Source organism: Psychrobacter sp. AOP7-A1-24, from assembly GCF_052376235.1.
Taxonomy (GTDB): Bacteria; Pseudomonadota; Gammaproteobacteria; order Pseudomonadales; family Moraxellaceae; genus Psychrobacter.
The window spans coordinates 1-19,214 of record NZ_JBQSVM010000014.1 but is presented as its reverse complement, the minus strand read 5'-3'; the positions used below and the strand labels follow the sequence as shown (position 1 = coordinate 19,214).

Annotated in this window: 15 protein-coding genes and 1 tRNA gene; 11 read left to right on the top strand and 5 right to left on the bottom strand. The window is 42.1% G+C overall.

Annotated features, from left to right (window positions below; all coding sequences use genetic code 11):
- Nucleotides 1–374: 374 nt before the first annotated feature.
- The 4 genes from ACT3QQ_RS06650 to hemB all read left to right on the top strand — a co-directional run bounded on the left by ACT3QQ_RS06650 (nt 375) and on the right by hemB (nt 8,092).
- The gene (locus ACT3QQ_RS06650; RefSeq protein ID WP_444527388.1) at nt 375–1,748 is read left to right on the top strand and encodes an efflux RND transporter periplasmic adaptor subunit; all 1,374 of its coding nucleotides are present in this window, start codon (nt 375–377) and stop codon (nt 1,746–1,748) included.
- Between the two features lie 35 nt (nt 1,749–1,783).
- Nucleotides 1,784–5,005, top strand: coding sequence for an efflux RND transporter permease subunit (locus ACT3QQ_RS06645; protein WP_444527387.1), 3,222 nt, complete (start codon nt 1,784–1,786; stop codon nt 5,003–5,005).
- Entirely contained in the window at nt 5,002–6,816 is a 1,815-nt protein-coding gene (locus tag ACT3QQ_RS06640) for an efflux transporter outer membrane subunit (protein WP_444527386.1), read from the top strand. Before ACT3QQ_RS06645 ends, ACT3QQ_RS06640 begins: the two co-directional genes overlap by 4 nt.
- Before the next feature lie 268 nt (nt 6,817–7,084).
- Nucleotides 7,085–8,092, top strand: a complete 1,008-nt coding sequence (gene hemB / locus ACT3QQ_RS06635) for a porphobilinogen synthase (protein ID WP_444523149.1) — start codon at nt 7,085–7,087, stop codon at nt 8,090–8,092.
- A gap of 121 nt (nt 8,093–8,213) precedes the next feature.
- Here hemB and ACT3QQ_RS06630 read toward each other — a convergent pair whose 3' ends face one another.
- The gene (locus tag ACT3QQ_RS06630; protein ID WP_444527385.1) at nt 8,214–9,191 is read right to left on the bottom strand and encodes a glutathione S-transferase family protein; all 978 of its coding nucleotides are present in this window, start codon (nt 9,189–9,191) and stop codon (nt 8,214–8,216) included.
- 311 nt (nt 9,192–9,502) lie between these two features.
- On the opposite strand from ACT3QQ_RS06630, the gene ACT3QQ_RS06625 reads away from it, so the two are divergent.
- A tRNA-Val gene (locus tag ACT3QQ_RS06625) sits at nt 9,503–9,579 on the top strand.
- A gap of 240 nt (nt 9,580–9,819) precedes the next feature.
- Here ACT3QQ_RS06625 and ACT3QQ_RS06620 read toward each other — a convergent pair.
- Nucleotides 9,820–10,044, bottom strand: a complete 225-nt coding sequence (locus ACT3QQ_RS06620) for a helix-turn-helix domain-containing protein (RefSeq protein ID WP_062845094.1) — start codon at nt 10,042–10,044, stop codon at nt 9,820–9,822.
- Between the two features lie 150 nt (nt 10,045–10,194).
- On the opposite strand from ACT3QQ_RS06620, the gene ACT3QQ_RS06615 reads away from it, so the two are divergent.
- Genes ACT3QQ_RS06615 through ACT3QQ_RS06600 form a run of 4 tightly spaced genes read left to right on the top strand, consistent with a single transcriptional unit; the run spans nt 10,195 to nt 12,241 of the window.
- Entirely contained in the window at nt 10,195–10,410 is a 216-nt protein-coding gene (locus ACT3QQ_RS06615; protein WP_045447035.1) for a hypothetical protein, read from the top strand.
- 11 nt (nt 10,411–10,421) lie between these two features.
- Entirely contained in the window at nt 10,422–11,633 is a 1,212-nt protein-coding gene (locus tag ACT3QQ_RS06610) for an Arm DNA-binding domain-containing protein (protein ID WP_444527384.1), read from the top strand.
- Nucleotides 11,620–11,910 (top strand): hypothetical protein, encoded by a 291-nt coding sequence (locus ACT3QQ_RS06605; RefSeq protein WP_444527383.1) that lies wholly within the window; start codon nt 11,620–11,622, stop codon nt 11,908–11,910. Before ACT3QQ_RS06610 ends, ACT3QQ_RS06605 begins: the two co-directional genes overlap by 14 nt.
- Nucleotides 11,911–11,920: 10 nt before the next feature.
- Nucleotides 11,921–12,241, top strand: a complete 321-nt coding sequence (locus ACT3QQ_RS06600; protein ID WP_444527382.1) for a hypothetical protein — start codon at nt 11,921–11,923, stop codon at nt 12,239–12,241.
- 105 nt (nt 12,242–12,346) lie between these two features.
- Here the strand turns inward: ACT3QQ_RS06600 and ACT3QQ_RS06595 are convergent, their stop codons facing one another.
- A complete protein-coding gene (locus ACT3QQ_RS06595) occupies nt 12,347–13,393 on the bottom strand; it encodes a TRAP transporter substrate-binding protein (protein WP_444527381.1) in 1,047 nt (348 codons plus the stop codon).
- Between the two features lie 490 nt (nt 13,394–13,883).
- Here ACT3QQ_RS06595 and ACT3QQ_RS06590 point away from each other — a divergent pair, with 490 nt between their 5' ends.
- Both ACT3QQ_RS06590 and ACT3QQ_RS06585 read left to right on the top strand, forming a co-directional pair.
- On the top strand, nt 13,884–15,047 hold the full coding sequence (locus ACT3QQ_RS06590) for an iron-containing alcohol dehydrogenase (protein WP_444527380.1): 1,164 nt from the start codon (nt 13,884–13,886) through the stop codon (nt 15,045–15,047).
- A gap of 49 nt (nt 15,048–15,096) precedes the next feature.
- Nucleotides 15,097–15,996 (top strand): SMP-30/gluconolactonase/LRE family protein, encoded by a 900-nt coding sequence (locus ACT3QQ_RS06585; RefSeq protein ID WP_444527379.1) that lies wholly within the window; start codon nt 15,097–15,099, stop codon nt 15,994–15,996.
- Between the two features lie 119 nt (nt 15,997–16,115).
- On the opposite strand, the gene ACT3QQ_RS06580 is transcribed toward ACT3QQ_RS06585, so the two are convergent.
- Nucleotides 16,116–16,940, bottom strand: a complete 825-nt coding sequence (locus ACT3QQ_RS06580) for a M48 family metallopeptidase (protein WP_444527378.1) — start codon at nt 16,938–16,940, stop codon at nt 16,116–16,118.
- 28 nt (nt 16,941–16,968) lie between these two features.
- Nucleotides 16,969–19,214, bottom strand: a 2,246-nt coding sequence (locus ACT3QQ_RS06575; protein ID WP_444527377.1) for a type I restriction endonuclease subunit R, incomplete at its 5' end; no start/stop codon positions are given.

The window sequence follows — 19,214 nt, the reverse complement described above, 5'->3', positions numbered from 1 at the left end:
GACGACGCTTACTATAACGGTAATTCGTTAATTCGCAAACTGTCATACTTCCCCTTTTTGGTCCAGCTCATATCGCAAACCACTTGACTGTGGGGTTACCCCAATAGTTTATAATGACTCATTAAATTTATTAATCCACTTTGTGGTTTGCTTAAACAATTAATGCTAAATAGCTCTTTCGATACTTAATCCATATCGATGTCAGATTTTTGATTGGCAATGTTCCATTAACTGAACGATCTAAAATTTGAGTAAATAGTGCTAGCTTAGACTACTTATTTTTTATTTAGCATTACAAGACCCTTATATTCAGTACGCTAAACTTATTGATCGATTTTTATACTGTCACTATTTATATATTGCCGAGGACATTGATGAAGCACTCTTATCTTGCGCTTGTAATAGCATCTGTACTATCTGGAGCTGTACTGGTTGGCTGCGACAACAGCGGAGACACCGCTGGGGATGCTGCTCAACAGCAGATGCCACCCTCTGTCGTCAACGTACAGACTGTCACTTTTGAATCTGTACCACAAGTACAAACATTCTCCGGCCGGACCTCAGCCTATCAGACAGCCGATGTCCGTCCACAGGTTAATGGCGTCATTGACGAAGTACTTTTTCGTGAAGGAAGTAACGTCAAAAAAGGTCAGCCACTGTATCGCATTAATACTGATAACTATGCCTCATCTGTCACGAGTAGCCAAGCAGCCGTACAGCAAGCACAAGCCAATTATCAAACGGCATTGGCAAATACGGCTAGCAGTAGAGCTGCTCTGGTTAGCAACCAAGCATCATTAGCACAAGCAAAAAGCGACTTACAGCGATTAAGTGGTTTGGTCGAAATTGATGCTATATCTAAACAAGAGTACGATCAAGCTGTGACCACTCTTCGTACCGCCGAAGCAGCGGTAGCCAGCGCGCGCGCAGCTATCGGCCAGTCTGAGGCCAGTGCTGAGAGTGCAAAAGCGACTATTGAAAGCGCAAAAGCAGGTTTACAAGCCAGCGCTTTGGATCTGAACCGTACCATCGTACGCGCCCCTCTTACAGGCCGTAGCGATCGCTCAAGTTTCACTGCTGGTACATTGGTTAGTGCAAGCCAAGCCGATCCATTGGTTACTATCTCGCGCTTAGACCCTATCTACGTTGATATTAGTCAGTCTTCTTCTGAGCTACTCAAACTACGACAACAGATTTCTGCTGGCGAAGCTCAAACAGGTACAAATACAGTTGAGTTGGTATTAGAAGATGGCACAGTTTATCCTGTCAATGGTCAACTGGCTTTGTCTGAAGCAAAAGTGGATGAGTCAACAGGTGCTGTCACCCTACGTGCTGTATTCCCAAATAGTAATAATATCCTGCTACCAGGTATGTATGTCACGGCACGCTTAACTCAAAGCGTTATTACCAATGCTACACTCGTTCCTCAAAGCGCTGTTACACGTTCTGCTAAAGGTGATACTCAGGTTTATATCGTCGACGAGAATAATCAAATTAAAGTACGTCCTGTAACGGTCAATGGCACTTATAACGGCAACTGGGTAGTAACTGACGGTCTAAAAGAAGGCGAAAAGCTAGTAGTTATTGGTGGCTCAAAGGTAAAACCAGATCAGGAAGTGGTTGCTAAACCCCTTGAAGACACTAAGTCAACATCAGCGACGCAAAGCGCTTCTTCTAATACTGTAGCCAAAACACCACAGCAAGCTGCAAAAGAGAGCGAAAAACCTGCAGAAACTGCCACTAACTAATTCCATTCAAATATAGGAAGACTTAGGGATATACTATGTCACGTTTTTTTATTGATCGCCCTATTTTTGCATGGGTACTGGCTATTTTGATCATGCTCATCGGGATAATATCAGTTAACAGCCTACCGGTTGAACAGTATCCTAGTATTGCACCACCAACTGTTTCGGTTAGTACAAGCTATCCAGGTGCCAATGCGCAAACTATTGAAAACTCAGTTGTTCAGGTTATTGAACAAAAAATGAAAGGGCTTGACGGCTTGATGTACATGTCGTCAACCAGCTCATCAAACGGCAGTGCATCCGTGACGCTGACGTTTGAGAATGGTACTGACCCTGATACGGCTCAAGTACAAGTACAGAATAAACTCCAGTCAGCAACAAGCTCACTACCTGAATCCGTTCAGCGTCAAGGGGTTACCGTTAACAAATCCTCTAGCAGCTTCTTAATGGTACAAGGCTTTGTGTCTGAAGATGGTAGTATGGATCGTAACGATATTGCCGATTACGTTAACTCAAATGTCGTTGATCAGATCAGCCGTGTTGAAGGGGTTGGTGAAGTTCAAGTATTTGGTTCTACATACGCGATGCGTATCTGGCTCGACCCTGCACGCTTACGCAGTTACAGCTTAATGCCCTCTGATGTGGTCACTGCAGTTACCGCGCAAAATACGCAAGTATCTGCAGGACAGCTAGGACAAGCACCCGCTGATACTGAACAGCAAGTCATCAACGCAACAGTTACGGTACAAAGCTACTTACAGACGCCTGATGAATTTAAAGATATTTTATTAAAAACTGATGCATCAGGTGCACAAGTGCGCTTAGGCGATGTCGCAGATGTTGAGATCGGTAGTGAAGACTATAGTGTCAACTCATTATATAATGGTCAAGATGCGGCAGGTATGGGTATCTCACTTGCTAGTGGTGCCAATGCGCTGAATACTCGTGAGGCCATCAGTACACGTATGGCTGAGTTAGAAGCCAATTTTCCTACAGGCCTAGTATCAGTTACACCTTACGACACGACACCATTTGTACGTTTATCTATTGAGCAAGTGGTACATACGCTTATTGAAGCCATTGTATTAGTATTTATCGTCATGTTCATTTTCTTACAGAACTGGCGCGCCACAATTATTCCAACGCTTGCTGTCCCTGTCGTTCTTTTGGGTACATTTGCCGTGCTCTATATTGCTGGCTTTAGTATCAACGTCCTGACGATGTTTGCCATGGTACTATCCATTGGTCTACTGGTCGATGATGCCATCGTCGTTGTAGAAAACGTTGAGCGAATATTAGAAGAAGACCCGCATATCTCTATTAAAGACGCCACGATAAAGTCGATGGGTGAAATTAGTAGGATTGTTGTTGGTATCGCTCTGATCCTATCAGCAGTGTTTTTACCAATGGCCTTCTTTAGCGGTTCAACTGGAGCTATTTACCGTCAGTTTTCGATTACTCTGATTACCAGCATGGTGCTATCTGCTCTAGTAGCACTTATCTTTACCCCTGCTTTATGTGTGACCTTGCTAAAGCGTGGTAAAAGCCACGAAAAAGACAGCACCGAAAAACAAAAAGGCTTCTTTGGTTGGTTTAACCGTAGTTTTACTAAAACAAGCCGTTCGTATGAAGGCTTTATTGGTAAGAGCTTTGGTCGTAAATGGATATACCTTATCATTTATGCTGCGATTATCGGCATCATGACGGTAGTCTTTTTACGGATTCCTAGCTCATTTTTGCCAGAAGAAGATCAAGGCCTTATGTTCACGATCGTTCAGCTGCCTTCTGGCTCTACTATAGATGAAACACAAGACGTTCTTGATAAGGTAAGAAACTATTACGATACTGAAGAAACAGACAATATCGCTTCTGTCTTTACTATCGCAGGCTTTAGTTTTGCTGGATCGGGCCAAAATATGGGTCTGGCGTTTGTGCGCTTATCAGACTGGGATGACCGTCCGGGTGATGAGAATACCGCTCAAGCCATCTCCGAACGTGCCATGGGGTATTTCTTTACTCAGATTAATGAAGCATCAGTATTCGCGATTGTACCGCCCGCTATTACCGCACTGGGTAATGCCAGTGGTTTTGACTTGATGTTGCAAGATACAGGCAACCTTGGTCACGATGGCCTGCTCGAAGCCCGTAATACGCTGCTTGGTATGGCCGCACAAAATGAAAACTTAACTGGTGTACGCCCTAACGGTCAAGAAGATGCTCCACAATTAAAAGTCAATGTCAATCAAGAACAAGCCGCCGCTTATGGTTTGTCGATGTCAAATATTAATAGCGTCATATCAACCGCATGGGGTTCAAGCTATATTAATGACTTCATTGACCGTGGTCGTATTAAAAAAGTTTATGTACAAGGTGAACCAAGCAGTCGCACCAATCCTGATGACCTTGGCCAATGGTATATACGCAATGAAAATGGTGATATGATTTCATTCGATGCATTTTCTAGTAGCGAATGGCAGTCAGGCTCTCCACGTCTGACGCGCTATAACAGCTTATCATCAATGAATATTCAAGGTTCAGCAGCAGCTGGTCTTAGTACTGGTGAGGCAATGAGTACGATGGAAGAGCTCATAACCAAGCTACCTGAAGGTGTCGGTTATGAATGGACAGGTATGTCACTAGAAGAGCAAGAATCAGGTGCGCAAGCCCCAGTGCTATATGCGGTCTCAATCCTAGTCGTCTTCTTATGTCTTGCAGCACTATATGAGAGCTGGTCTATACCATTTTCTGTACTACTAGTGATCCCGCTTGGGGTCTTGGGCGCTGTGATATTCACATGGCTCCGTGGCTTATCCAATGACGTTTATTTACAAGTAGGTCTATTAACTGTCGTTGGTCTATCAGCCAAGAACGCTATTTTGATTATCGAGTTTGCAAGAGATCATCAAGAAGAGGGTTACAGCCTCAAAGAGTCAGTCATGACAGCGGCGCGTCAACGTTTACGCCCTATTATCATGACATCACTTGCCTTTGGTCTTGGGGTCGTGCCATTATTCCTAGCCACTGGCGCAGGGTCTGGCAGTCAAAATGCGATCGGAACTAGTGTGGTTGGTGGCGTTGTCACTGCCACCTTATTAGGAGTGTTCTTTATTCCGATGTTCTATATTTGGATACGAAGCATCTTCCCTCATAAATATGAGAATAATAAGCCAAATGATAGAGATGGTGGTAATGGTACGCCTAACCCAACATCTTCTGAGAGTTATCAGCCTGCAAGTCTTGGAGACAATATACAATGAGTGCTCAAAAAACAATTATCACTAGTGCATCATCGGTAGCTATTACAGCTACCGTTGCACAACCAACGCTATCACGTTTGCGTAAGAACAGCGGTCGCTTGTTAGGTCTAACTGCTTTAGCAATTAGCATGGCCGCTTGTAATACCATTCCAAAAGCCGATATGAGCCCTGTTCTCGCAGAGCCGAACATCTCTATGCAGCAATCTTATGGTGCGTTTGATAAGGAAACGGCAAGTAGCGCAGAGCAAGCGAGTATTGCAGGTCAACGTTGGCAGAACTTTTATAGCGATGAGCGTCTAAAAGGCCTGATTGCGTTAGGTCTTGAAAACAATAAAGACTTTGAAAGTGCTCGCCTAGCTATCGAAAAAGCACGTGCACAGTATCAGATTACTGATATTAATGACTTGCCAGCTATCGATGGCACTGCCGGTTACACCCGTCAAGCACAGAATCGTACTGACCGAAACGCTAGTAGTAGTTATAGCGTCAATCTAGGTCTTGCTAGTTACGAGCTAGACTTTTGGGGCAAAATTTCAAGCTTAAAAGATCAAGCTTTACAGAACTTCTTGGCGACTACAGCAGCCAAAGACGCGACTCAAATCAGTCTAATCAGCAATATCTCACAAGGCTATGCCAATCTAAGCTATAGCTTGGCACAGTTAAAGCTTGCTGAAGCGACTGTTGAAAGTCGCGAACGTTCGTTATTCATTACAAATAAGCGTTTTGAAGCAGGTATTGATGCAAAACTACCTTCATTGCAGGCTTCTGCTTCTCTTGAAAGCGCCAAGCTTGCTGTATTGGCTGCGCAAACCAATATTCTAAAAGCCAGAAACGCACTACAGTATTTGGTTGGTGGCTCTATTCCTGCTGAGCTAATTCCAACGCCGGCTGTTAGTAATATTACTAGCCAGCAAATCTTTAATACTGGCTTACCAAGTGAGTTGCTACGCTATCGTCCTGATGTTTTGCAAGCAGAATACAACTTGAAAGCCGCTGGTGCCAATATTGCAGTGGCTCGTGCGTCTTACTTCCCCTCTATTAGTTTAACCAGTAGTGTGGGCGTGAGTAGCGGTAGCTTAAATGACTTGTTTAAGAATGGTGCCGTTGGCTGGTCATTTGGCCCAAGCGTTAGCGTACCTATCTTTGATGCAGGACGTTTGGATGCTGATTATGATGTGGCTCAAATTGAGCGTGACCAAACGCTTACCAGTTATGAGAACTCTATTCAAACAGCATTCCGCGAAGTGTCAGATGTACTTGCCACACGTGCAACACTTGGTGAGCAATTAGAAGCGCAGTATCGCTTGCAAGATAATTTTGAGCAGACCTATCAGATAGCAGATGCGCGCTTCAAGTCTGGTCTTGATAACTACCTAGACGTGCTTGATGCCCAGCGCTCATTGTTCTCTACTCAGCAAGACATATTAGATTTAGAGCTACAAAAAATCATTAGTCAGGTTGAGTTGTACCAAGCGCTCGGTGGCGGTGCCAACCTTGATATACCGACCGCTATCCCAGTACCGCAGCATACCAACTTGGCACAGATTGTGACTGGCTCTACTACTAGTGCAGAAACCAAAGCGACAAATGCTATCAAAGCAGCTGGTTCAGCGCGTGTAACGACGCCACAGGAAGCTGTCGCGATTAAGCAATCACAAGCGGTAGAAACCACTACTTTTGAACCGACTGCTATCGTCGATGTCAATGATGATGGTAAGAAGGATGCTGCTGTCGGTGTGGTCACTGAAGAGACTGGCTTTAATAACAATAGCGCCGAACAAGCCCCTGCTACGCAGATTGTTGAGCCTTAAATGACCCATGCTTAATCTGATGATATAAACTATCATCACATTGACAGTCGATAAGTACTATCAGCCCTACCGACTCAACTTGGTGGGGCTTTTTACTTTTATTAACGTCTTTTTGTTATAGTAGAGCCGCTTTATACAAGACCTCTCTCTATACAGCCACTTTATGAAATACCGTTTTTGATAGGCTAATTTTACAAAATACCCTTTAGAAAGACATTATTTTAATCATGTAACATGATAACTATTAAAACAATCATAAGGAATTATTATGAGTTATACCTTTAATCGTCAGTACCCTGCTACTCGCTTACGTCGTCTACGCTACAATGACAACGTACGTTCAATGATTCGTGAAGTAGAACTGCATCCCAAGCACTTTATCGCCCCTGTCTTTGTATTAGAGGGTGAAAATCAGCGCGAGACCATCGCTAGTATGCCAGGCGTCGAGCGCTTATCGATTGACTTGCTAATCAACTATGCCAAAGAGTTATTAGCAGAAGGCGTCACAACCATCGACCTTTTTCCTGTGATCGATAATGCCTTGAAAACACCAGACGGTAGCGCAGCTTATGACGAAAACGCTCTGACAGTACGCACGATAAAAGCGATAAAAGACGCTGTACCAGAAATGGTCGTCATGACTGATGTCGCGCTAGACCCTTATACCTCACATGGTCAAGACGGTCTGCTTGATGACAGCGGCTACGTCATCAATGATGCCACCATCGAAGTATTGGTCAAGCAAGCACTTGTACATGCTCGCGCGGGTGCAGACATTATCTCTCCTAGTGACATGATGGATGGCCGTATCAAAGCCATGCGTGATGCGTTTGAAGCAGAAGGTTTTGTCAATACGGCTATCATGGCCTACTCAGCAAAATATGCTTCTGCTTACTACGGTCCCTTCCGTGATGCTGTCGGTAGTGCGGGCAACTTAAAAGGTGGCCACAAAAAGCAGTATCAGATGGATTTTGGCAATCGTGCTGAGGCGCTACATGAAGTGGCTATGGATATCAACGAAGGCGCAGATATGGTCATGATCAAACCAGGTCAGCCTTATCTTGATTTGATTCGTGAAGTCAAAGATACCTTTGGCGTACCAACCTTTGCCTATCAGGTGTCTGGCGAATATGCCATGCATATGGCAGCCATTCAAAACGGCTGGTTGAGTGATGCAGTGATTTTAGAGTCGCTGATTGGCTTCCGCCGTGCTGGCGCTGATGGCATCTTGACCTACTTTGCCTTAGAAGCGGCCCGTCAGCTAAATAATGCCTAATAGTAGTTTCACTACCTTTTATAGTGTAAAAGCCCCAGTTGCTTATTAGTAGCTGGGGCTTTTTTATACTGATACTCTATTCAAAATAAAGAGGTTTATTAAGTTTACGAACTATAAATGTCTATAACTGCTCACGATGATGCGCTGTCATAAAATCAATATCAGGACCAACAGGCACAATACGCGTAGGATTAATGTTGACATGACTGGTGTAATAATGCTGCTTGATATGATCCATATTTACAGTATCTGCGATACCTGGTACTTGATATAAATCACGCAGATAGCCCCAAAGGTTTGGATAATCAACAATACGATGCATGTTACATTTAAAGTGCCCAACATAGGCAGCATCAAAACGAACTAGAGTCGTAAAGAGTCGCCAATCAGCCTCGGTTATAGTGCTGCCTGTCAGATAACGCTGATGTGCTAAGCGCGCCTCAAGAGTATCTAAGGCTGTAAATAGCTCGGTCACAGCTTCTTCATAAGCCTCTTGTGTGGTAGAGAATCCTGCTTTGTACACACCATTATTTATCGCAGAATAAACAAAACTATTGATCTCATCGATTTCTTGTAATAACTCTGCTGGTACAAAATTACCTGCTAACGCACCAACCTCGTCAAAAGCTGAGTTAAACATGCGAATGATCTCAGATGACTCATTACTCACGATCGTATTTGTTTTTTTATCCCATAAAATAGGTACGGTGACACGGCCTGTATAGTTTGGCTTAGCCTTGGTATACAGCTCATAGGCATAGTCTGCATTGATCACTGGATCAGCAATGACCCCTGCCCCCTCTGCAAACGTCCAGCCGTACTCACCCATATATGGATGTACTACAGATATCGGAATAATATCTTCTAAGCCTTTAAGCTTGCGATAGATAAGGGTGCGGTGTGCCCAAGGACAGGCTAGCGACACATAAAGATGATAGCGGTCAGATTCGGCTTTGAAACCCTCAATACCTGTTGGCCCTGCACTACCATCTACCGTTACCCAATTTCTAAAACCAGCATCTTCACGCTGAAAGCGGCCGCCACTTTTTTTTGTATCGTACCATTTATCTTGCCACTGCCCGTCTACCAAGAGACCCATGTTATTCTCCAACTATTTTTGTTATTTGCCTAACTCTTACTAAGCATGATTGACTTTAAGCTATTATTATCACGATAAACGCATTGTTTAAAGAGGTATCATACCAGTTATAAGCCCTTATTCATTAGAGTCATACCATTTATTAACAATAAATACTTAACGAACTAAATTTGATATTTAGTAAATATACACAAAGATATATTCCAATAACTAATATCTGACTGAATACTAAATATTACGACAATAAAATAGTTTTATGTTAAAAAAGACTTGCAAAGTCTGGGAAACTTGCTAAAATGCTCAACCTAAATAGGCGTATAGCTCAGTTGGTTAGAGCGCTACCTTGACATGGTAGAGGTCAGCAGTTCGAATCTGCTTATGCCTACCAAATTTAGAAAGCCCCGATCTCACGATTGGGGCTTTTTTTGTCCGTAAAATATAGGCTGTAGCGGAAAAGGAAACTATACGTCGATTCAAATTATCTCTTTTCTCACTTTCAGCAAACATCATCAAAAAACGTGTGTGCCCAAATTGTGCCCAAACTGTGCCCGCTCTTTATTTTGCCTTTCTTTTAGAGTAACACTTTCGACCTCTACCCTAAATTATCTAAAACACTCTCAAGATTAATTTACTTCTCTTTATCTAGCGACTCGTTAGGTACATAAGTAAATAAATCACCTACTTCAATATCTAGTGCCTCGCAAATTTTATCCATAGTGTCAAAATCTATTCTCGAAGTCTGTTCGTTATAAATCTTGTGCATGGTCGACTTACTAATTCCTGTCATTCTTATTAGGTCTGCAACTTTCATACGTCGTTCAGCTAGTAGCACTGGCAAATTACATAAAATCATTAATAATTCCTTAATAGACTAAAAAAGTACTTGTATCGACTAATAATAGCTAGTAAAGTACTTGTATCGAACAACAAATTACTTTTATAGAATTATTTGTTATTTTGATAAAACAACCTAGTTATTTAATTGGCCTACAAGGAATTTATTATGTCACATACCTACCTAACTACCCAAGAGCTTTCTGAACTCATCAAATATAACCCTCGTACTATCCGTAATGAGCTTAAGGATAGTGTGCTTATCGAGGGCATTCATTATATACGCCCGTTCGGTGGTCGTAAGATTTTATACATATGGGAAGAGATTGAAAAAGATATGCGCACTGGTATCGCCGGTAGCATCAACGCTATGGCACTACAATAAGGAGAAATAGAATGGCTAGTATTAGAAAGCGCAAAGGAAGCAATATGCTATTTGTCGATTTTTATTATATGGGTATACGCTGTCGGGAGAGGACAAACCTGACAGACACACCAGCAAATCGCAAGAAACTTGAGAAGGTGGCTGAGAAAATGAAAGCAGAAATCATCTTAGGACTGTTCAATTACGCTAAGTACTTTCCAAAAAGTGATAAAGCGGCACAGATGGTAGCGTTAAGCGATCGCAAAGAATGCATTAGTACCGATACGCCCTCTTTTAAAAATTTTGCAGAATTATGGTTTTCTGAAAAAGAAATTGAGTGGCGTGATACTTACAAACGCAAAATAAAGGAGATTATTGATATGTACTTGATTGCTGAGTTTGGGACTAAACCCATTAACCTCATAAAAAAGACAGATGTATTAGCCTTCCGTTCATCCCTCGCCAAAGTGACTTACGGAAAAGCTAACAAACATCTGTCAGCGGCACGTATCAATTCGATAATGGTACCTTTAGGTATGATACTAAAAGAAGCGGCTAAACGCTATAAATTTGATAATCCTTATTACGATATCAATGCGCTCAAGCAACCTAAAACGGATATCCAACCATTCACACTAAGTGAGGTTTGGACGTTTATTAATGGGGTAAGAGCAGACTATCGCAATTATTATCTGGTACGTTTTTTTACAGGTATGCGTACGAGTGAGATTGATGGGTTAACGTGGGAGAACATTGACTTTAATCGGCGTGAGATTGTGATCAAACAAGCTTATGTTAAAGGCAAAATTGTTCCTCCTAAGACTCAAGAGTCTTACCGTGCAATTCAAATGTCACCTTGGGTCTACGATGCTCTGAAGGAACAGCAGACCATCACTTATAAGCAATCTAACTATGTATTTTGCGCGCATACAGGTGAGCCATTTGATTACAACAACGTAAATAAACGTGTTTGGCACCCTACTCTCAAGATTTTAGGTCTGAAGAAGCGTAATGCTTATCAGACTCGTCATACCGCAGCAACGCTATGGTTAGCTGCTGGCGAAAGCCCTGAGTGGATTGCCAGTCAAATGGGACACTCTACAACCAAGATGCTATTTAATACGTATAGTCGCTATGTACCGAATATGACTCGACAGGATGGTAGTGCATTTGAAGCATTGGTCAATCGCAGTCAGATTGCTCAGGTATCTACCGATAAGGGGTCTCACCATGAAAATGATTGATTACGATAAACTGCATGCGACGTTTAAACCTAGTGGCTATGTCAGTAATGGCGCAGATAATATTGCTAACTATCTCATTTGTGAGCTCTGTATTCAGTCAGGTAATGGTTTGGCTAGGTTCCTAAGTATTGATAGTTGCTTTGATAATCATATGGCGCTGCGCGTATGGGTTCAGACGCGCTTAGATGTCAATCCTGACTATATCGCTGATGATATGTGTAGTCAGCTACAGAGTGAACTTTACGAGCTACTACCTCAAACTGGCTATGGATACTAAGGAGGGTATTATGAGCATGAACTTCGTCTTTGATTCAGCTCTGGAGGATACACTGAAGCGTTTGTGCTATGAGTATTGGTCCTATGTGTCGCCCAGTGATTATATAGCTCATTTAGAACTGCTTTGTTATGACCACAACACGGAGATTGATGTTTTATTTGTTACACTTGCAAAATGTCAGGTTTATTTAGATAACGTACACTGTGAGTACTGTGGTCGTCCCTATCAATTAGATGTCCCAGCAGATGTACCTTATGCAATGAGATTGAACTCTTGGTTTTGTGAGGGGTGTATTAGCTTTTCTGGTGGACAGCTTGTCCTAGGTAGGTAAATCTTAAAATAGTTAGAATCAGAAAAACAAAAAAGCCTCAGCTTAAAGCTGGGGCTTTTTCAGTTTAGTCAGTTCAGCTACATTTTAGCTAAAAATTTTATAAGATTACACTTTACAGACCACACTAGCTTCTTTAGCCTTATCATAGACCTCGTAAGCATCTAGTCCTAAAGACTCTACATCATCAAGATATTTCTTTGTACCTTTTTCAAGTGGGCCTTTCCAGTCTGGGTCATTGAGTGGGTCTAAGATATCGACAACTTCGTCTCCTTGGTCGATAGCTGCTTGTAACTGCGTTGAATAAGTCTTATCCCACATAGCCCCTACTTTTTTGCTAAGCGCCATACCTGAATTTTCATCAATAACTTGTTTCAAGTCCTCTGGAAGACCTTCATACTTATCTTTATTCATAGTTACCATTAAAGCAGAACTATAAAATGGCATATTGGTATGATATTTCGTCAACTCATTTAGTTTAAAAGTCTCCATGGCCTCCCATGGAAAGCTTAATCCATCAACGACACCACGCTGTAAAGAAGTATATATATCATTGGCAGGTAACCCAACAGGAGAAGCTCCCATACTCTCGATAATGTCACCTGCAACTGCTGAGGGCCTACGAATACGCATACCTTTCATATCCTCAGGAGTTCTGATCAATTTGTTAGTACTGTGCAAGGTTCCAGGTCCTGTGGCAAACATAAAGAGCAAGTGTGAATCTTTATACTCGTCAGCAATCGTACCATTGTCATATAAGGTTTGCAGCATACAGCCTGTTTGTGTTGATGAGTTAGACAACCCCGGAAGCTCTGCAATCTGAGATAATGGGAATCGACCACTTGTATAACCTTGTACTTGTGAACCAATATCAATGGTTCCTTTTACAGCAGACTCATAAGCTGTGTCCGCTTTACTAATAGTGGCCGAAGGATATACCTCAACTTTAAGACGCCCGCCCGAATCAGCTTCAATTTTTTTTGCCCAAGGTTCAAAAATCTCTTTATTAATATCAGATGTTGCAGGATAGAAATGTGAGAAACGTAAAACAGTGGTCTCTTCTGAGGAAGTCGTACCATTACTGGATTGGTTTGAACAACCTAAAAGGCTCATCGCGGCTAGCACGCTTATCGAAAAAATGGGTGCTAATTTCATTATCAATTCCTTTTGATAGTAGTCATAAGTTCATTAATTTAACTTGTATTTTTGTAGTATTCGACAGGTAAGTTAAATACACTATTAGCAGTGGTTATAAGTAACTAGGTCAATATATACTTAAGACACACCTAAACATCCATCTGAAATTAGCAACTAAAGTGATAGCTGTCAAATCATTTAATGACTATTCGCTAATGTTTATGCTAATGTAACACCTTACAAACATCGGCTAGTTAAGCATGTTAAGAAATTAAGATATTGCTTGCTTTTCTGGTACCTAGAATTTTTTAATACGTTTTTTTTGCAGCCCACTGCACACTGCTCTTGTAAAAAATGTATTGAAGGTAAAATATTAATAAGATAAGTAGTTACCTAATACTCTTGAAAAGCATTGACGCCTTATAAAAGTCTAATCGATATAAAAACACTCTTACTTTTGTATCGTTTGATCTCAACAAGTGAGTATATATAAACAAGGAAGAACAGAATGACAGGGATTGAATTTTATACTAATGGTCATATTGTCAGCGAAGCTGACAGCATGCGACAAAAGCTAGGGGTCTTAGCAAAACAATATGCTGCCACTTCAGCTATAATCATTACAGATGCTGGAATCTCCGAACTAGGCTATGTCAATATCGCCCAGCAAGCCTTACAGGAAGCAGACGTTAGTGTCGTTGTATTCGACAATGTCGTTGCTGACCCACCTATCGAGATTGTTGAAAGCGCTATTGGGCTTGCAAGAGACAATCAATGTGATTTGATCATTGGCTTAGGAGGCGGCAGCTCTATTGATACAGCAAAGATTGTCGCCTTATATCCGAACGACTTTCAGACCCTTAATGATATTTTGGATAAAGATATTAGCGGTTTCAAAAAACTACCACTATTTGCAATACCGACTACTGCAGGTACAGGTGCAGAATCCACTTTTGTCTCCGTGATTACAGCAAAAGATGGTAGTAAAAAGGCCATTTATACACCTAAAATCCTACCTGACGTCGCCATTTTAGATGCAACATTAACACTAAAACTACCTCGTCATATCACTGCAGCAACCGCACTTGATGCCATGGTGCATTGTATTGAAGCCTATACCAGTCGTACTAAAAAGAATCCTATTTCAGATGCACTAGCACTAAAAGGCTTACAGATGCTTTGGAATAATTTTGAAAGAGTATTAAACCAAGGTGACGATATTGATGCTCGTGCCGAGATGTTATTAGGTTCTACGTTAGCTGGCATCGCCTTCGTTAATGCCTCTGTAGCCGCCGTTCATGGACTCTCATACCCTCTTAGTATTAACTTCCACATTCCACATGGACATGCTAATGCACTAGTCATGTGCGGTGTTTTTACATTTAACTTATCAGAAGCTGCTCCTCTATACGCAGAGCTTGCTCGTGCTGTCATGCCTACTCAGACAACTGGAATGGCTGATTTAGACGCAGCGACTTCATTTATTAGTCAACTAAAAATGTTTTTGGAAAACAGTGGTCTTAAATACCGTTTAAGTGAACTGGATATTACAAAGAACGATATTCCTGCTTTAGCCGACATAGTTATCAATACCTATGCACGACTAATCGCGACCAATCCCAAAGATATGAATTTAGAGGAAGTCACTGCAATATATGAAGAAATAGCATGATAAGAAATATTGTTTAAATAATTTTGTCTATCAATCAAGGAAGATGATTATGTCGAAATATGAATTAGAAGTTGCCGTTGATGGCTTTCACTATTTAGAAGGACCTCGCTGGTATCAAAATGCGCTATGGTTTGTCGATTTCTATACTCAAGGCGTTTATCGGGTCAACGATGAAGGAATAGCGGAGAAAATCATCCATGTTGAACATCAACCTTCCGGTTTAGGATGGTTGCCTGATGGGCGTTTGCTGGTTGTATCGATGAAAGACCGCAAAGTCTTGCGACTAGAAAATGATGGTAACTTGGTCGTTCACGCTGATATCTGGGAGCATTGCGGTGGTCATGCCAATGACATGGTGGTTTCAACCAATGGCAATGCTTATGTCGGCAACTTTGGTTTTGATTTAATGGGTGGCGCTGACCATAAAAACACAGGGCTTGTATTGGTTAAGCCTGATGGAAGCTCACAGGTTGTTGCTGAAGGGTTGGCATTTCCAAATGGTATGGTTATCTCTGCAGATCAGAAAACATTGATCGTTAACGAGCTATTCGGCAATAAAGTTACGCAGTTTGATATCAAAGAAGATGGTAGCCTTGGAGAAAAGCGTGACTTTGCTAATTTTGGAGAATTAGGTGATGAGCCAAATCTTGGTCTACGTATAGAGAATGCCAGTATATTACCTGATGGTTTGGCCTTGGATGCAGAAGGTGCCGTGTGGATCGCAGATACTTTAAATCAGCGAGCGGTACGTATAGCAGAGGGTGGTGAGATTTTAGAAGTTATCGATACTGCACCTGATGGTATCTTTGCGGTTACGCTTGGTGGACATGATGGTAAGACATTATTTATGTGCGCGGCGCCAGACTGGGATGAAGACTCTCGTAAGGCAGAAACTAAAGGACGTATGTTAGCTGTGCGAGTTAAGGTGGGGCATGCAGGTACGCCATAGTTAAAAAGCTTCTCAGAATTGAACTTAAAATAACCCGTCTGATGCGGGTTATTTTAGTTGATAGCTAGCTACTCTTTTGAAGGTGGTCTTTTTGCTAATTATGATAAAGGTGTTATGAGTCACTCATTCAAATAAAGCTCAGCCATCTCATCAAGCCTAGCTTTCACCTCTTTCCAGTTTGGCATTACCTGCGTTAATAAGCGCCAAAAGTGCTCACTATGATTATGCTCAGCGATATGGCAGAGCTCATGTAGTATCACGTAATCAATGCACTCCTTTGGGGCTTTTGCTAAATGCGGATTGAGTATTAAATTGCCTTTAGTTGAGCAACTTCCCCACTGCTTTTTCATGGTCATTAATTTTATTGAAGGACTATTTTTAACCCATGAAGCCTTATATATCAAGGCTTCAAGCCTCTCTCTAGAGATCGACCTAAATTTATTTCTATACCATTCATCAATAAGACGTTTAACTAAGACAGCTCGTTCTTCAGCGTCTAACTCAGAATCACTTTGAGACAATTCTACATTTAACTTACCGCGACTGAGCTTCACCGTGCTGTTTATTCCATCAGCAACTTCTGCATCCGTTATTATTTTTAACACGTAGCGACGACCGAGATAAAACTGAGTTTCGCCACTGACATAACGCTTGGGCAATACATGATCTTGTTGTTTGGCAAAATCCTGTAGGCTCTGCCATATCCAGCGAGCGCGTTTCATCACCGCATCGTGTATCACCTCATCGGTAGCATCGACAGGTGCTGTGGCGACCACACGCTGATCAGGATGAACCTTGATGACTACTTTTCGAGGTTTGGTCTTTTCGGTAACAAGCTTGGCGCTTTCAGTCTGGTTTATCTTTTCTTTATAAGTTGCTTCTTTACGCACAACTTCATAGCCAATTTTATCTTGACCGTAGTAAAACACTTTATTCTCAGTCATTGCCTACTACCCTCTTTCTGCTCTTATGCTACTGGTCTCTCGAAAGTCCAAGACGGGTAATTTTTAGTACTTCTTCGATGAGTTGTTGCGCTTTATCGATACCCAAATCCATAAATAACATCGGTAGCAATTTGACACTAATGGCGTTTTCAATTTCTGCTGGGTTGATAGAGTACTCAGCCACGGCTGTCTTAACGATATTATCAATTTCAAAGGCGTAATCGACTAGCTTGTCGTTATCTAACTCTTTATCTATCAAGAAATCAGTATCGAATAAATGCTTAAACAAACCAAAATACGCCTGAGCATGTTTGTTTAATCTGCCATTACCATCGATAAACTCATTCGGTACATCAGCGACATCACGGTCTTTAACGGCTTGCTCAAAGTCAGCAAACATCATGTACTGCTTCACTGGCGCATCGAACATTGCTTTCGCATCTGCAATCGCTTGCTTAAGCAGTTTAGAAAAATACTCTTGGGCATAAGGATCATCAGCCAAATCTTGCTCAATCATCTTGGTCACCCGACCAGTGATTTTATCCGTTTGGTTGCGTGCTTCATCATCGCTTAATTCTTCAGGCTTAACATCCTTACCTAAGTTGCCAACCAAATAAGCACCTTTTGCCTCACGAACCTCAAGGCCAGCAATATGCTTATCAAGTAAGCTGCGAATATCTGCTTCATACTCATCGTAATCGATAGTTTCATCAGCATCCTCGCGTACTTGCTTACGTAGATTGATAAAGGCTTTTAGATCGGCTTTGTAGCGGTCACGCTTGCTATCAAATGATTTATCTTCAAAGAAAGACGCTGATTGCAGCGCAATTTTCATGGCGTTAGAAAATGCGGTCAAAGCTGCATAAAAGTCGTCACGCTCTTTAAGCTTGGTATCGACTACTCTGCCCTCTACTTCCTGCATCTTTGGTGCAAGCACTTGTCTTAACGCTTGACCGTCTTGCTTGTTTTTCACCGAGGAGAATATCGCCCACAGCTCCTTATGGAGTCTTGGCAACTGCTTATACTCGGTATCCATTGCGTTGTACAGACCTTTGAGGTCTTCGATATCAAAACCATCTTGGGTACGTTCTGCTAAGTCTTGATATTTCTCAATGGTGGTATCCAGCTCTTTTAAGATGCCACGATAATCAATCAGATAACCAAAGCGTTTTTTCTCGTGTAAGCGGTTCACCCGTGCAATCGCCTGAATCAGGTTATGCTGCTTTAATGGCTTATCGATATACAGGACGGTGTTCTTTGGCTCATCAAAGCCCGTTAGTAGCTTATCGACGACGATCATAATATCAGGAGCGCTACCGTCAATATTGTCCTGACCAAAGGCTTCTATGATGGCTTTGGTATATGCCTTTTCATCACCACCGTACTCAGTAGCGACATTGGCTTGCCACCAGTTCTGGACGATGTCTTTTGATTCACCATCAACGGTATCATGCCCTTCACGGGTATCAGGTGGTGACATAGCAACCACTGAGGTCACTTTACCAATCTTATCTAATGCCATTTTATAGCGGATAGCTGAGGCTTTGGAGTCACAAGCCAGTTGACCTTTTAGATGCTGCTGTTTGAAGTTTTGGAAGTGATCAGAGATGTCATGAGCGATCAGCTCAATACGACCTTCAACCTGATAGATTTGTCCTTTCTGTGAGAACTTACGTTTGAGGTCAGTTTTTTGATCATCGGTGAGCTTCTGGGTAATACGGTCAAACCATGCATCGATTGCTTGGTCATTGGTATTGAGCTCAGGGATACGCTCTTCGTATAACAGCGGGGTAACGGTTTTGTCTATGACCGCTTGCTGCATGGTATAGGAGTGAATGATGCTGCCAAATTTGTTTTCGGTCTTGTCATCCTTAAGTAATGGCGTACCAGTAAAGGCAATAAAAGCAGCATTTGGCAGGGCTTGTGCCATGCGGATGTTATTCTCACCGTTTTGGCTGCGGTGACCTTCATCGACCATGACGATGATGTTTGGGCTGTCGTTATAGCATTCATCATACTTAACGGCTGAACCAAACTTATTAATGATGGAGAAAATAACACGCTCGTTACCGCGACCGATTTGCTCAGCTAGACGGCGACCAGAGGTAGCCATGGCGTCACGACTATCGCGTTTACTGGTTATGACACCACCTGACTTAAAGGTATTGCTCAACTGGGTTTCTAGATCGACACGGTCAGTCACTACTATTATTCGGCAGGCTTTGAGTTCATTCAACCAAATAAGCGCTTTGGAGAAAAACACCATCGTAAAGG